At 72.8% G+C, this 14,302-nt stretch carries 12 protein-coding genes; 6 read left to right on the top strand and 6 right to left on the bottom strand.

The window, feature by feature from the left end:
- Positions 1-188 precede the first annotated feature (188 nt).
- Both BSZ37_RS12660 and BSZ37_RS12655 read right to left on the bottom strand, forming a co-directional pair.
- Entirely contained in the window at positions 189-2,684 is a 2,496-nt protein-coding gene (locus BSZ37_RS12660) for a serine/threonine-protein kinase (RefSeq protein ID WP_095510896.1), read from the bottom strand.
- Between the two features lie 3 nt (positions 2,685-2,687).
- Positions 2,688-3,290 (bottom strand): ECF-type sigma factor, encoded by a 603-nt coding sequence (locus tag BSZ37_RS12655; protein WP_218830496.1) that lies wholly within the window; start codon positions 3,288-3,290, stop codon positions 2,688-2,690.
- A gap of 151 nt (positions 3,291-3,441) precedes the next feature.
- Between BSZ37_RS12655 and BSZ37_RS12650 the strand changes: the two genes are divergently transcribed.
- Both BSZ37_RS12650 and BSZ37_RS12645 read left to right on the top strand, forming a co-directional pair.
- Positions 3,442-3,957 carry a YybH family protein gene (locus tag BSZ37_RS12650; protein ID WP_095510895.1) on the top strand — a complete coding sequence of 172 codons (516 nt, stop codon included), beginning with the start codon at positions 3,442-3,444 and terminating at the stop codon, positions 3,955-3,957.
- Between the two features lie 24 nt (positions 3,958-3,981).
- Entirely contained in the window at positions 3,982-4,785 is an 804-nt protein-coding gene (locus BSZ37_RS12645) for a hypothetical protein (protein WP_095510894.1), read from the top strand.
- A 1,161-nt stretch (positions 4,786-5,946) separates the two neighbouring features.
- Here the strand turns inward: BSZ37_RS12645 and BSZ37_RS12640 are convergent.
- Positions 5,947-6,198 (bottom strand): hypothetical protein, encoded by a 252-nt coding sequence (locus BSZ37_RS12640; protein ID WP_095510893.1) that lies wholly within the window; start codon positions 6,196-6,198, stop codon positions 5,947-5,949.
- A 1,143-nt stretch (positions 6,199-7,341) separates the two neighbouring features.
- On the opposite strand from BSZ37_RS12640, the gene BSZ37_RS12630 reads away from it, so the two are divergent.
- A complete protein-coding gene (locus BSZ37_RS12630) occupies positions 7,342-7,593 on the top strand; it encodes a hypothetical protein (RefSeq protein WP_095510891.1) in 252 nt (83 codons plus the stop codon).
- Positions 7,594-8,121: 528 nt separating this feature from the next.
- Here the strand turns inward: BSZ37_RS12630 and BSZ37_RS12625 are convergent.
- From BSZ37_RS12625 to BSZ37_RS12610, 3 genes are all read right to left on the bottom strand, one after another.
- Positions 8,122-8,643: a hypothetical protein gene (locus BSZ37_RS12625; RefSeq protein ID WP_095510890.1), complete on the bottom strand. Its 522-nt coding sequence runs from the start codon at positions 8,641-8,643 to the stop codon at positions 8,122-8,124.
- A gap of 905 nt (positions 8,644-9,548) precedes the next feature.
- The gene (locus BSZ37_RS12615; RefSeq protein WP_095510888.1) at positions 9,549-10,544 is read right to left on the bottom strand and encodes an integron integrase; all 996 of its coding nucleotides are present in this window, start codon (positions 10,542-10,544) and stop codon (positions 9,549-9,551) included.
- A gap of 750 nt (positions 10,545-11,294) precedes the next feature.
- Entirely contained in the window at positions 11,295-12,386 is a 1,092-nt protein-coding gene (locus BSZ37_RS12610; protein ID WP_179299617.1) for an IS110 family RNA-guided transposase, read from the bottom strand.
- Positions 12,387-12,578: 192 nt separating this feature from the next.
- Between BSZ37_RS12610 and BSZ37_RS12605 the strand changes: the two genes are divergently transcribed.
- The 3 genes from BSZ37_RS12605 (at position 12,579) to BSZ37_RS12595 (ending at position 14,207) form a co-directional block, all read left to right on the top strand.
- Positions 12,579-12,947 (top strand): hypothetical protein, encoded by a 369-nt coding sequence (locus BSZ37_RS12605; RefSeq protein ID WP_095510886.1) that lies wholly within the window; start codon positions 12,579-12,581, stop codon positions 12,945-12,947.
- A 282-nt stretch (positions 12,948-13,229) separates the two neighbouring features.
- Entirely contained in the window at positions 13,230-13,625 is a 396-nt protein-coding gene (locus BSZ37_RS12600) for a hypothetical protein (protein WP_095510885.1), read from the top strand.
- Positions 13,626-13,781: 156 nt separating this feature from the next.
- Positions 13,782-14,207 carry a hypothetical protein gene (locus BSZ37_RS12595; protein ID WP_095510884.1) on the top strand — a complete coding sequence of 142 codons (426 nt, stop codon included), beginning with the start codon at positions 13,782-13,784 and terminating at the stop codon, positions 14,205-14,207.
- The last annotated feature ends 95 nt before the right edge of the window (positions 14,208-14,302 follow it).

The raw sequence follows: 14,302 nt of genomic DNA, 5'->3' as shown, positions 1-14,302 counted from the left end.
CAGCGCTCGCCGCCAGCGCGGCCGCCCAACCTGTTGCCCTGACCGACGTCGCGGCCGGCCCCGCGCGGCGGTCAGGGCCGAGCTCGCCGACGACGGCCTCGCGTTCCTGAGGCTCCGCCTCCCCCGCCCGAGTCGGGCGACGTCCACGGGGGCGACGAGCGCCCGCCGCCCCGGCCGCCAGCGACGGCTCAGCCCCCCTCCGCACGTCCGCCGAGGGGGGCGCTGGCGGCGCGGGCCCGGTCCAGCAGGGCCGCGAACCGGGGCGTGTCGCGGAGGCCGTCGAGGAACCAGTCGTGGCGGGCGAGGAAGGGGACGTTCCACATGCCCAGCGCGACCGTCCGCTCGAGAGCGTCGAGGGCCTTCACGGGCTGGCCGGCGAGCGCGTAGCAGTGGGCGAGCTCGCGGGTGAACATCTCGCTCCCCCGGGCAGCGGCCTCGAACGCGGGCGTGATGGCGTCGAGGGCCGCGGCGGCGTCGCCGGCGACCGCGTGGGCGAGGGCGCGCGCGAAAGAGGCGAAGGCCGTCTCGGGGAAGCGGTCGGCCGCCGCGTGGAGGACCGGGATGGCCTCGCCGGGGCGCCGGTCGTAGGCGAGGGCCCAGCCGTGGAACACCTGCATGAACGGGCTCTCGGGCTCCATCTCGTGGGCGCGGCGGTAGCACGCGACGGCGTCGGCGAAGCGGCCCTCGAGCACGGCGACGAAGCCGGGGACCGCCTGCGCGAGCGGCGTCAGCGGGTCCACCGCGCGGGCCCGCTCGAAGAGCGCCCGCGCGTCGGCGTTGCGGCCGGCGTGGGCGTAGACGTAGCCCAGGAGCAGGAGCAGGTCCGGGTCGTCGGGGGCGGACGCCAGGCCCCGCTCGCCGGCCTCGATGGCGGCGCCCAGGTCCCCGCGGTGGAACGCCGAGAACGCCCGCAGCAGGTCGCCGCGCGCGGACTCGGGGTCCAGCGCGAACACCCGGTCGGCGAGGGCGTCGAGGCGGGCGAGGGCGCCCGGGTCCAGGTCGACGCCGGCGTCGACCCCCATGAACTTGATGTGGCCGAGCGTGCTGTAGAGGAGCTCGTTGTCGCCGACGAGGGCGAGGGCCGCCTCGATGTAGCGCGTCGCGCGCTCGAGGCCCTCGCGCGAGAACCGCCACACCTCGTAGCGCGCCCGCAGGTACGACTCGTAGGCGCGGGCGTCGGGGATGGGGCGGTCGGCGAGGGCGCGGGCCTCGCCCGGGGTGAGGCGGATCCGGAGCGCCTCGGCGACCGACCGGGCCACCTCCTCCTGCAGCGACAGGACGTCGTCGAGGGCGCCGTCGAGCGTGCGGGCCCAGACGGTCGCCTCGGCGGGCGCGTCGAGCAGCCGCGCGGCGATGCGGAGCGACGCCCCGACCTTGCGGACGCTCCCCTCCAGCACGTAGCGGACGCCGAGGTCGGCGGCGATCGTGCGGACGTCCCGGTCGGTCCCCTTCAGCCGCATCGCCGAGGTCCGCGGGAGTACGCGGAGGGCGCCGAGGTGCGAGAGGTCGGCGATGACCCCCTCCGTCAGCCCGTCGCTGACGTACGCGTCGTCGGGGTCGGGGCTGAGGTCGAGGAAGGGGAGCACGAGGAGCCCCTCGCGCCCCTCGTCGCGCGCGGCGGCCTCGAGGGCACGGGCGACGGCGCGGAGGTCGGCGAGGAGGTCCTCGGCGCGGGGGTACCGGTCCCGGGGATCGCGGGCCAGGCAACGGGCCACCACGCCCGCCAGCGCCGGGGGCACCTCGGGCCGGAGCGATACGACGTCGGGCGGCGCGGCGTCGTGGAGGACGCCGAGGACCGCCGCCTCGTCCTCCCCCCCGAAGGGGCGCGTGCCCGTGAGCATCTCGAACAGCACCACCCCGAGGCTCCAGAGGTCGGAGCGAGCATCGACGGGCTCTCCGCGCGCCTGCTCGGGGCTCATGTAGGCAACCGTCCCGACGCGGAGGCCGGGCCGCTCGGGGTCGGCGCTGCGCCCCAGGGCCACGCCGAAGTCCAGGATCTTCGCCATCCCCTCCGCGGTGACGATCACGTTCGCGGGCTTGACGTCGCGGTGGACGATGCCGCGGCGGTGCGCGGCACCCAGCCCGTCCGCGATCTGGCCGGCGAGGGCCACGGCCTCGGCGAGGGGCAGCGGGCCCCGCGCGATGCGGCGCTGGAGCGTCTCGCCGTCGTAGAAGGCCATCGCGATGAACAGTCGGCCCGCCTCGCCCGGCGGCGCCCCCGGCTCCGCGGCCTCCCCGATCTCGAAGATGGTCGCGATGTGGGGGTGGTCCAGCGCCGACGCCGCCCGGGCCTCGTCGACCAGGCGGCGCCGGGCGGCGGCCTCGGCGCGCGCGTGGGGCGGGAGGAGCTTGAGAGCCACGCGGCGGTCGAGACGCGGGTCGTGGGCGAGGTACACGACCCCCATCCCGCCGCGCCCGAGGGGGCGGACGATCCGGTACGGGCCGATGGCCGCGCCCGGCGCCTCCTCGGGCGCCAGCAAGGCGGCGGCGCGGGGGGCGTCGAGGGTGTCGAGAAAGTCCCCGGCGCCGTCGTGGGCGGCCAGCAGACGCTCGAGGTCGGCGCGGACGGACGGGTCGGGGGCCTGCGCGTCGAGGAACGCCGGCCGCTCGTCCGGGGGGAGGGCGGCGGCGGCGGCGAAGAGGGCCTCGACCTGCGCCCACCGGTCGGGAGGGGCGGGGGCCATGGCCTAGGGGCCGCTCGGGCCGTGGAGCGCGTCGAAGAGCCACGCCCGCGCGAGCCCCCAGTCGGCCTTCACGGTGCGGGGTGAGATGTCGAGGGCGGCGGCGGTCTCCTCGACGCTGAGGCCGCCGAAAAAGCGACACTCAACGACGCGGGCGTGGCGGGGCGCCCGCGCGGCGAGCCGGTCGAGCGCGTCGTCGAGGTCGAGCACGTCGGCCGCGAAGGCGTCGACGCCCGCGGGCTCGTCGCCGAGGGTGACGCGGACGGCGTCGCCGCCGCGCTTGGCCGTAGCACGTCGGCGGGCGTGGTCCACGAGCACCTGGCGCATGGCGCGGGCGGCAGCGGCGAAGAAGTAGCCCCGCCCCCGCTGCGTCACGGCCGAGTGGCCCGCGACGCGGAGGTAGGCCTCGTGGACGAGCGCCGTCGTCTGGAGGCTGCGGTCGCCGTGCTCGCGGAGGAGCTGGCGGTGCGCCATCGCGCGGAGCTGGTCGTAGACGAGGGGCACCAGCCGGTCTAGTGCGTCCGCAGGCGTGTCGTCGGCGGCGCCGTCGAGCACCGCGGCAATCCGGGTGGGCAGGAGGGGGGCGTCCGTCATCGACGTGCGGCGCACCGGCGGGCGGGGCTCGGGAAGGCTACGGCAAAACGGGGCGTCGCCCGACGGTCTGCCTCCCGTCCCCAGCCCCATTGCCCCTACCGGCTCGGTCCTGCGCAGGGATGGATACCCGCCTCTCTCGCGGGCCTCGTCCATTCCCCTTCCCGCCATGCGTGCTCCGACTCTCCACTGGTTCCTGGCCGCCGCCCTGGGCCTCGGCCTCGCCTCCTGTGACACGGCCTCCCCCGGCCCCGCCCCAGCGACCCCCGCGGACGTCCGCACCGTCATCCACCAGACCAACGACCGCCTCGAGCGCTGGTACGCCGCCGGGCAGATCGACTCGGCCGCAGCCGTCTTCGCCGCCGACACCTGGCAGATGCCTCCCAACGCCGCGCCCCTCGTCGGCCGCGAGGCGTACCACGCGTTCTGGTCGCAGGCCGTCCAGTGGGGGACGTGGCAGTTCGATCTCGACGCTCAGGACGTCGTCGTGGCGGACTCCATCGCCGTCGAGCGCGGGGCCTACACGATGCACTTCGAGGCCGGCCCGGGGGCCCCGTTCCCGGCCTTCGCCGACGAGGGCAACTACGTGGTCCTCTGGCGCCTCGAGGCCGACGGCGCCTGGCGCATCGTGTGGGACGCGCCCGTGAGCGTCCTGCCCCCCGGCGCTGCGCCGGCGTCGGAGTGACCTCCCCACCTCCCGGACGATCCGATGACCGACCCCTCGGCGCTCGCCCTCGACGCGCCCGGCGCCCGCACCGCCGGAGACCGGTGGTTCTTCCCGGCCCTCGCCGTGCTCATCAGCGGCACCGGCTTCGCCGGGTTCTCGTTCACCTACTTCGGCCCGATCCTCGGCGGCACCTACCCCCCCGCCGGGGCGCCGCTGCACCTCCACGGCTGGTCGTTCTTCCTGTGGTACCTGCTGTTCCCGCTCCAGGCGGTCCTGATCGGGACCGGGCGGGGCGCGCTGCACCGTGCCCTCGGGCGGAGCAGCGTCGTCCTCGTCGCCGTGATGGCGCTGACGGGCCTGCTCGTGCTGAGCGTCCGCGTGGAGGAGGCGCTGCGGACCGGTGGGCCCGAGGTCTGGCTCCAGTACGGCCCCCACATCCTGTCGAATCTGGTCCTGTTCGTGGCGTTCTACGCCGCGGCCCTCCGGATGGCGCTGACGGCGCGGTTCGCGGCCCACATGCGGCTGATGGTGGTCGCGAGCGCCATCGGCCTCGGCGCGGGGTTCGCCCGGCTGATCCTGTACCTCAGCGGCTTCCACCCGCTCTGGCTCCCCATGGGGACGCTGGGCTGCAGCCTGTTCATCGGCCTCGGCATCGTCTACGACGCGCTCACGCGGCGACATGTCCACTCGGCGTACTGGATCGGCTTGGCCGCGCTGCTTGTCGTCGAGGGGTCGATGCTGCCCCAGGTCAACCCCGATGGGGTGGCGTGGGTCAACGAGGGGCTCGGGAGGCTTGGGGAGTTCCTGGGCGTGGTCTATCAGCCGGAGCCAACCGTCGAGTTCTGACTCGCGGGATGGGCGGAGGAGGACGCCGCGAACGTAACGGCGCGCCCGACGCGACCCTGGGCCGGGGCGTCGGCGGGGCCGCGTCGGAATGGGTGTCCGCCGACTCTGAGTAGCCCATGACGGCGGCCCCACGCTCACGGTCGGGCCGATGGTGCCGGCCCGAATCGCCCCGGTGTCGGATCCACGGTTCCGGTTCGAGGCCCCCGCCGCGCTCTGTCAGAACGAGCCCTACCTGGTGCTCGCGATGGAGACGGACGGGGCCGGCGCCGTGCTCGAGGTTATAGGGAGGATGCTCTGTCGGCGACGCGGTCGGCACCGTCCGCCAACCGGGCACCCTAGCCCCGCTCTTCCCGACGGACACTGGCGAACGCTACGGGACGCCGCAGCGGTCCGCCCCCGTCGGCCAGGGCACGTTCCGTTTGGCTACACCCTTGAGAACGGCCTCTTCCGCGCCGACGTCCACCCCCTCCTCGACCGCGGCTGCGTCACCGTCACCGGCGACTACGAGTCCCACGTGAGCCGCCGGCTCCGCGAGGACTACGACACGGGACTCCGGACGCCACATACCCGAAGCTGGACCCCGAGCGGCTGGAGGACCGGGCCTCCACCCCCTTCCTCGACACGTAATCCGCCGCTGGATGACCGGACATCGCATCGCTCACAGTCTGCTGTCTTAAAGGAGTTCTAACCAGGCACGACTGTCATGCTGTGCCGAGGTACCGCTCGAGAGTCGGTCGTACCTCGACGAGCCGCGCCGCAACCCGGTCGCTGGCTAAGTCGGCAACCGCCACCGTAGGAGACGTCCGGGTTCGGGGGCCGTCCTGCAGGGTGTACCACCGGATCTGCGAAAGCCCCTGTCCCACAACGGGACGGGGGCTTTCCGTTTCCGGGACGCAAGGGTCCACGTGTTTTCGATCGATACGCTCGTACATGTCGTTCGAGGCGTCCGCGAGTGCCAGGCGCCCCTTGGGTCCGGCGACCCGATCGGGGTCCTGACCCGCCCCCTCTACGGGGTCGGAAGAGTGGACCGGAGGGCCGGCGGCGGGCGACCCGAGTGACGACACGGCCGGGCAGGCTCGATGACGGCACGAGCCCGCGGCTCCATGCCGTCCGGGCGTTGGGTCCGGCCGCCCACCGCGCCGTCAGGGGCCGCCGAAGCTTTCACACCCCGACCGGCTGAACCCCGACGCCCACCGGCCCAACGCCGGGGCGCCCGACGGCTCCGGGCCCGAGGGCCGTCACCGCGAGGAGGGCCCCCATCGGATCAGCCCCGTCCAACCGTGCCCGGTACTCCGCGAGGGCCTCGCGGACCCGGGCCGCCTCGGTCGTCTGCCCGTCGGCGTCGAGGTCGTCGGCGAACCGGCGGAGCCGGGCCGAGAGCGGAATGTGGGCATCGAGGCCGAATGAGGGCATCGCCAAATAACGCTATTACGAACAACGATTTACATCAGCGGAATCCCTACGGCCACTTAGCGTCCTCCCCGGGGACGTCACCCCACGGGTTCAGCGACCGCCCCGCCCGGCGATCGACGGCAACGCGGGGTGGTCGAGCGGCAGGGCCCGCCCCTACCCGATCCCCTCCCTCTCCTACGGGCCTCACGGGGCCGACCGGAGCGCCCGGGGCTCAGCCGACCCTCCGGGCGTACTCGACGGCAAACCTCGACCCGCGCCCGTCGACGACGGCCTCTCGGAACCGTTGGCGCCGCCTGCGCGCCGTCGGCGTGAGGCCGAGCCGCCACCACCCGAGGCTCAGCCGGGCCCCCGCGCCGAGCGAGCGGAGTTCGGGCCGGCCGGCGAGGTCGGCCCCGACGACAAGCCGGAGCCACAGCGGGCCGCCGTCGTCCGCCCCTCCGCCCCCGTCGCCAGAGCGGGGACGGGGGGCGCGGACGAACGGCGGGGGGAGGAGTCGCTCCTCTCGGGGAGCGCGCTCGGGGCGGGACGCCGCCGGACCAGGCGAGCGGTCGTCTGCGAGGGGGGCCGGGCTCATCGGGGGGACGGTGGTGGGAACGGGCCGGTCGTCTCCGAACGGGTCGGCCCCGGCGAGGTTGCCAGCCCGGCGAGGCGCGGGGCCCCGTCGTCTGTCCGGGCCCGACACCCTGAGGACCCGTCACAGTCTCATTCCGAAAACCGTGGGTATCGCCCGGGTGGCGAGAGGGGCGTGCTCGTGCTCGTCGAGAACGCGCCGGCTGCCTGCCCCGCCGCCGGCTCTGGCCGGCCGCTCGCGTTCGCGGCCCCACCGCGGCACCAAGGTGGACGTGGCGGTGAATGTGGCTGGCGGCGCCCCCAGTCCGAGGCGCCGCCGGGCCGTCCGCGGACCCCACCACGAGCCCGCGGTTCCGTGCCGTCCGTGCGCTACGCTACCGCCTCCAACGGCGACGTCAAGGGAGGCCCTCGCATTTCACACACCGGGACGTCCGCCGCTGCGTGCGCCCACCGTTCGGCGTCGGCCGACGGAACGAGAGCGTTCCCCGGCCTGCGGGGTCCTCCAAGATTGGCTTCCGGGCGGAGCCCAAGGGGGCCTGAGAGGTTCGGGAAGCCGTGCCCGCCCCCGAGCCCATGACGTACCTCCCCCACTCGCTCCGCTGGCGGTCCGTGGGCGCCGACGGCGGCGCTCCTGGGTGGTCGCCGTGGCACGCGATGGCCTCCCTCACGGTGACGCTCTGCGAGGTCGTAGTCATGGAGGCCGGCGACGCGGTCGAGCGAGCGGAGGGGTTCGGCGCCGTGACGTGCGCGGAGTGCATCGCGGTGACGACAAGCCCGGTGCGGCCGTCTGAGGTCCTGGGAGGCGATCTGGGCGGGCGCGTTTAGGGGTCCGCGTACGACAGAAGCCGGAGGACCGTCGGACGAAGTGGGTGGGCCAACGTCGTAACCGCACGAACCGGTCATCTCTCTGCCCAACACGTACCGCTATCTTAGGGGCCTACGGGGCGGGACTGCCGCGGCCGTGCACGAATCCCACCACGCCCCGTGCTCCACCTCGCCCTCGGCCTCGTCTCCGTACTCGCCGCCGCGCTAGCCGCCCGGTGGGGCGAGGCGGACAACCGGGCGGGCGCGCCGGGCTCCGCTGGGAGCGGGGGCGCGACGGGACGGGGCGAGGAGCCAGGACGAGGCGTCGAGCGAGGGGCCCGAGGACGAGGGCCGTCACGAAGAGCACGACGACGAAGGTCATCCGGCTGAACCTCATGCCCGGCTCGGGTTTGTCGGGGATGACACGGTCGGAGAAGAGGTGGGCGCGCCCGTCTCCAAAGAGAAGGCCGGACCTCCCTGGGCGCCGCTGTCTCCTCTGCTCCGCCGACGCGTATCCGTCTCCTCGACGCGCACCTGGGGCCCGACCACCTACCAGGAGCAGACGGCCGGGTCCGGGTTGTCTGGCGCCTCCCCGTTCCCCTTCCCGTCGGACCACGTCGGAGAGACCCCGCGTACGTCGTTCCGCGCGACGACGCAGTCCTCGGACGGCCCAAACACGTGGACTTCGACCCGCGTCTGCCCGCCCGCGATCGGGTACGGGTGGATGTGGAGAAACGGGTGGGTCTCGCTGGCGGCCACGTAGCGGACGACCCCGTTGGCCACGGTCCCCGACCGGTCGTACCCGGCCCACGTGTCCTCGACGTCCCCCCGGTACCCGAGGTCGGCGATGGTCAGCTCGCCCAGGCGGGCCGGGTCCTGGCCGGCCCCGCCCGTGGCCGCCGGCTTCATATGGTAGGCGATGATCTCGCCGGCCATCTGGACGCCCATCGTCGTGTAGGTGTCGACCTCGGACTTCCGTTGGTTCTCCCCGAAGGCCTGGAGGCCGAGGACGACGGCGAGCCCGACGAGGACGACGCCGAGGACGAGGAGGAGGAGCTGCTGTTGTCCCATGGGGAGGGGGGTCCGGTGCGGGCGCGCTGCCGCTCACGTCATGGCCCGGCTGGTACGCTGGTTCGATCGGGGACGGGCGGAAGGGGCGAGCGGCCTAGCGTCCGCCCCGAGGTGGGGCCCCATGCCCGCCGCGAAGGCCGACGGCCGCGCGACGGGCGGCGTCAGCGAGTGCCGCTTGGCCCTCGCCGTCGAAGGCGTCGGCGAGGGCCCCGATCCGGCCGGGGTCCGCCGACAGGGGCGACGGCTTACCTGCCGCCTCGGCCCACGGGTCGACAACGTCCCGAGGCGGAGGGGCGACGCGAGGGGGAAGGACGTCAGTCACCATGTCCGGTAGGGGCTGGGGCCGAGTAGTACTGGCGCACTACGGGGAGGGCGACCCGAGCGTAACGCCCGAGTACCTCCCGTGCCTCTGGGTCATCGTCGGACCCACTTGCGCCCCGAGTATGGAACGTCTTCGTTCCGGGATGCCTGGTCATCCACGGCTCATCCAGGATGAGCGCCCCCTGTGTGGCGCCTCCCTCCCCTCGGCACGGTGGTGCGGGGGTACTGGCCTCCCTACGGGCCTCTCCGGCGACTTTCGCCCTCATGACTGGAAAGGGGGTCTCGACCGCTGGCCCGGAGCTGGGTGATTCGCTGGGCCTGGCGTCGCCGGCGTGGGGACGGCCGCCGCCCCCACAGGGCCACTCGCTCGCCGTCTCCGCCTCGGGCGTCGCTTCCAAGTTCCGTAGCCCGGCCGACGGCTACACCGAGGGCGGGTTCGCCGGGGAGAGCCCCGCCGTGGGTCCGGAGCCCCGAGCCCCATCGGGTTTCGCACCCCAGGCAGAACGATCCTACCGGGTGTGACCGCCCAGGGGGCCATGAGGCCACGGCTGACACGGCACATGCCGTGCGGCCCGGCCGCCGGCTCAGACATCGAGCCGGTCGAGCGGGCTCCGGACCCGGATCCCCGTGTGCTGGGCCACGTGGAGGTACACCTGCGTCGTCGCCAGCTTCGCGTGGCCGAGGAGGTGCTGGACCGTCCGGACGTCGACCCCGTCCTCCAAGAGGTGCGTCGCGAACGAGTGCCGGAGCGTGTGGGGCGTCGCCCGCTTCGCGATCCCGGCCGCCCGGGCCGCCTTCCGGACGGCCGTCTGGACTGCCGACGGCGAGAGGTGGTGGCGGTGGAGGAGCCCGGTCCGGGGGTCGGCCGAGACCCGGGCCGACGGGAACGCGAACTGCCACCCGAGCGCGCGGGCCGCCCCGGGGTGCTTCCGGACGTACGCGTGGGGAAGCGGGACGTCGCCGTGGCCGTCGGCGAGGTCGCGCCGGTGGAGGTCGGCGACCTCGTCGAGGTGGGCCCGGAGCGGCCCGACGAGCCTCTCCGGCAGGAGGGCCACGCGGTCCTTCGCGCGCGGACCCGCGCGCTCCCCCTTCCCCCTGTGGACCGTGAGCTGGCGCCGGTCGAGGTCGACGTCCTTGACCCGGAGCCGGAGGGCGCCCGAGACGCGGAGGCCGGCCCCGTAGAGGAGCCCGCCGACGATCCGGTGGACCCCGCGGAACCCGCAGAGGAGGGCGGCCACCTCGGCACGCGTGAGGACGGTCGGGATCCGGGCCGGCTTCCGGACCCGGGTGAGCCCGGCCATCGTGTCGAGCGGGTCTCCGAGGGCGGCGTCGTAGAGGAAGAGGAGGGCGGAGAGGGCCTGGGTCTGGGTCGAGGCGGCGACGTCGCGGTCGTTCGCGAGGTGGTTGAGGAACGCCTCGACGGCCGGCTCGCGGAGGTCTCGGGGGTGGACGAACCGGCCGGCCCGGCGGGCGTGGAACCGGACGAACCGCTCGGCCCACCGGACGTAGGCCTGCTCGGTCCGGTAACTGAGGTGGCGGGTCCGGGCGGCGGCGCGGACGGCGTCGAGGAGGGCGGACACGGGGCGCGGGCGAGGGGAGCAACCGCCGCGCTAGACCCGCGGGGCCCCCCACGCATAACCCCCGGTCCCGCCCTTTATGCGGCGTCGGCGCGTGGATACGACACTCGGAGGACGCTATCATGTGTCGACGCCGGGATACGGGCGGATCCGTCCCATATCGTGGCGACCCCTCCAGTGAAGTATTAGTTCTACCGCGCTACTCGCCCACATGTCATTCACGGTCCGATCCTTTATCCCAGCGCTGGCGACATCCGGACCGCTTATGATGGCCATTGGTCTCGGTGGGCCATCATGTCACTTCTCTGAAGGCATACTGATTTATTCTCCCCCACCATGGTCGGTTTTTTCTGGACTTTTGGGCGCCCTCCTGACTGGCATTGCGATGCTTCTCCTGTTCAAGGAGCAGATCCGCATTGAGCAGCGGCTAGGTAAACAGTGTCAAGACGAGTCGTAGGCGGGGCGCGGTAGAACCCCCATAATCAGGTCTTTGTCAAGTAGGGCGGTTCCGGCGCGGTAGGGCCAGTCTCGCCCGGCGCCCCTCGGTCTGAGGAGCGCTCGGTTCTCGGAGCCTTGGCACCGCGTCGTCAGATCGAGAGGGTCCTCGTCAGTCGCTTCTCGAAGCGCTGGCGGGCCACACCCCCATTCGGGCTCTCGCCGTCGGTCACGACGACGGCCGAGCGTCGGGGCTCGGCGTCCCAGATCTCTGTCGGCGGCTTGGGCCGTCGGGGCGAGAGCCCCCGAGGCGGCCCGCTACTCGCTTCCCATTCCCGCCGAGGGCGGTCGAGCTTGGGGCTCGCCGTCGCCAGTTATACCGGCCGGGCTTGCGAGGAGCGGCCATTGCTCCTTCTTCAGCCGGCTCAGGGGGCGTCCCTTGAACCGGCCGTTGAAGTCTTCCTGCTTGCGGAGGACATGGTAGACGACCCGGGCGATCTCCTTGGCCACGAGCGCCCGGGCGACCGCCTCCGGCTTCCGCCGCCGCTTCGTCTTGTACCAGTCGCGGACCTCCGGGTAGTACTGGATCGCCCGGACGGCGGCGTGGCTGAAGGCGAGCTTGAGGTACCTGTTCCCGTCGCGGGACCGCTTGTGGCGGACCCGGTCGCCCGAGTTGTCGGCGCCCGGGACGAGGCGGCAGTAGCTGAAGAACTGGCGGTCGGTCTCGAAGCGCGAGACGTCGTCGACCTCGAGGCGGATCGAGAAGGCGACGGCCTGGCCGATGCCCGGGATGCGGAACAGGCGTTGGACATCGGCATCGGGGACGAGGTGGATGCGGAGGTGCTTCTCGAGCCGCTTGATCTGCTGGTGCAGGAGCTCCGCTTGTTCGATGTGGGTCTCGGCCTGGAGCCTCCCGAAGGCGTCGAGGTCGGCCACGTCGCGGACGTTGTGCTTCTCGAGGAGCCGGGCGACCGAGTTCTGGGCGGCCACCCGGCGCTCGACCAGGCGAAGCCGGGTCCGGAGCACGTCGCGGAGCGGGCGCATCTCGTCGGAGATCATGTGGGCCTCGGGCAGGAGGTCGGTCCGGAGAAGATGGGCCAGCGTCCTCGCATCTGCGGCGTCCGTCTTGACCTTCGCGGCGGCGATGGCCTTGACGCCCTTGGCGTGGGCGAGCGTGAGGTCGACCTCGGGGCCGCCGTCGGCCCGGTCGGCGAGCGCGTCGCGGACCCAGTACCAGCCCGTCGTGCACTCGACGGTCGCCGCGTGGTGCCCGGGCTGCTGGGCGAAGTAGGCCCGGAGGGCGTCGGGCCGGCACGGCATCTTGGCCGTCGCGACGACGACGCCTTCGGCGTCGAGCGTGGTCGCGGTGACGGAGCGCTTGTGGAGGTCGAGGCCGGTGAAGGAGGTCATGGCGGCGGCGGCGAGTGGGATCCGAAGGATGGTCTCCTGATTGGAAGGATCCCGCCGCTGCAGGCCGACACAAAGCGCCAGCGTTCTCGCGCTGTACATCCGTCGGCGTATTCTGCGGTCCCGCCCGCCCCCGTGCCCTCAGCTCTGTGCGGCTGAGCGGCCCCCTGTTCTACGGCGGCTGCACTGTAGTCGATGATCGACATTTACATCGCCAAGTCGCTCGCGGTCAGCTACGGGGTCGAGGATTACACCGGCCTCTACGAAGTCATCTGGGGACTCAACACTCAGTACCCGGAGGCAGACCACGAGGCGAAAGTCCGGGCGGCGGAAAGAGCCATGCGTTTCCTCCTTGATGCCGGGCACGTCCAGCTTCACGGGAGTCGGCAGGAAGGACCGACCGAAGAGACGCTATCGCTCGAAGTTGCACTCCGCTTGCTCGATGACCCCGCAATCTGGAAGCCGCCACTGGAACGGTCTGGACTCCCTGTCCCGATCTACTGGTTCACTGCGACGGAGGCCGGCGGCGACGCGCTCGAACGTAGAGAGTACGAGTCGCTCTGACCACCGCCGCCGTAGAACACGCCGCTGTAGGCCGACCGGGGGCGCCAGCGTTCCCGACTCGTCCGAACATCAGCGTCTACTTTGCCTCGTCCACCCGCAGTGCCGCCAGCCCCGGCGGCTAAGCGGCCATCTGTTCTACGGCTATGACTGTAGTGCACACGGACTATGCGAGGCCACGGTCTGACCGTTAAGATCCGTAGACCTGGTCCAGAGCCCGTGCTATCCGGGCTCTCTATCGGGCGGACCTAGCTACCGAACGGCACCTCATCGAACAAAGCATCAATGACCGTGGATTACGCGCGACTCCTACTCCTCTTGGTGGCGGCACTCGTCACGACGCCCGCTCCGGCGCAGGTCACGCTACACGAGTCTGAGCCCGTCGGCGTGTACCTCGCTCGTGGCGAGGGCGGCGCGTTCCGAGTCGTCGGCCAGCCCCACGCCTCGATGCCTCTGGCGACCGAAGTCGTCGCGGACACCTCCGAGAGCCGGTCGCGGTGGGCGAGTTCCAGGAGGGGCGCGAAGATCGGGGCGGTAGTCGGTACCGTCGTCGGCGTTGCGCTGGTAGGGGCCGCGGCCTTGGTGGACCTCAACTCCACTGACTCCATGATCCCGCTGACCTTCGTGGCCGCGCCGGTGGCATTGGGTGTGGTCGGGACCTCGACCCTGATCGGCGGCTGAATCGCGAGAGCCGCAGAACCCGCGCTTGCAGGCCGACCGCTCGCTCCAGCGTCCTGCTTCGTCCGGGCGGTGGCGCCGCCATAGCTTCGTCTCGTCGCCGTGCCGCTCGCGGCGGCTGAATCGCAAATCGTTCTACGGCGCTCGTGCTCGATCCTCATGGGTTACGACTTCAGCTCCCACATCTGCATCCGTCGGCCCGGACGCGAGATGGAGGACCTCGGGCCGGGGCCGGACGTCCCCCGGAACTACGGGCTCTACGGGCTCATGGCCGGCGTCCGGGGGCCCGTCACGCTCTTCGAGCCCCGGGGCCTCCCCGACGACGTCCCCTTCGGGACCCGATGGGACCTCCGCGACGGGCCGGGGGCCGAGGACGACCTCGCCCACTCGTGGCTGACGACGGCCGAGGTCCGGGAGGTGGCCGAGACGTACGAGTCGCACCCCGCGCTGGCGGGCCGGGCCGAGGACGGACGGCCCCGCGTGCCGCCGGGGTTCGCGGCGACGGTCGGGGCAATGGAGGCCGTGGACCGGTGGTGCGCTAAGAACGGAGGCGGGGAGGCCGTCCTCGTGTTCTCGTTCGGGTGAGGGCCGCGCCGCAGAACCCGGCGTTGCAGGCGGACCGGCGGCGTCAGTTCCATCGACCGTCGCGGCGCCGCCAGCCGCGTAGCTTCGTCACACCA

It is taken from the genome of Rubrivirga marina (assembly GCF_002283365.1).
GTDB classification, from domain to species: Bacteria; Bacteroidota; Rhodothermia; order Rhodothermales; family Rubricoccaceae; genus Rubrivirga; species Rubrivirga marina.
The sequence above is the reverse complement of the archived record's forward strand: the minus strand, read 5'-3'. Positions and strand labels throughout refer to the sequence as shown.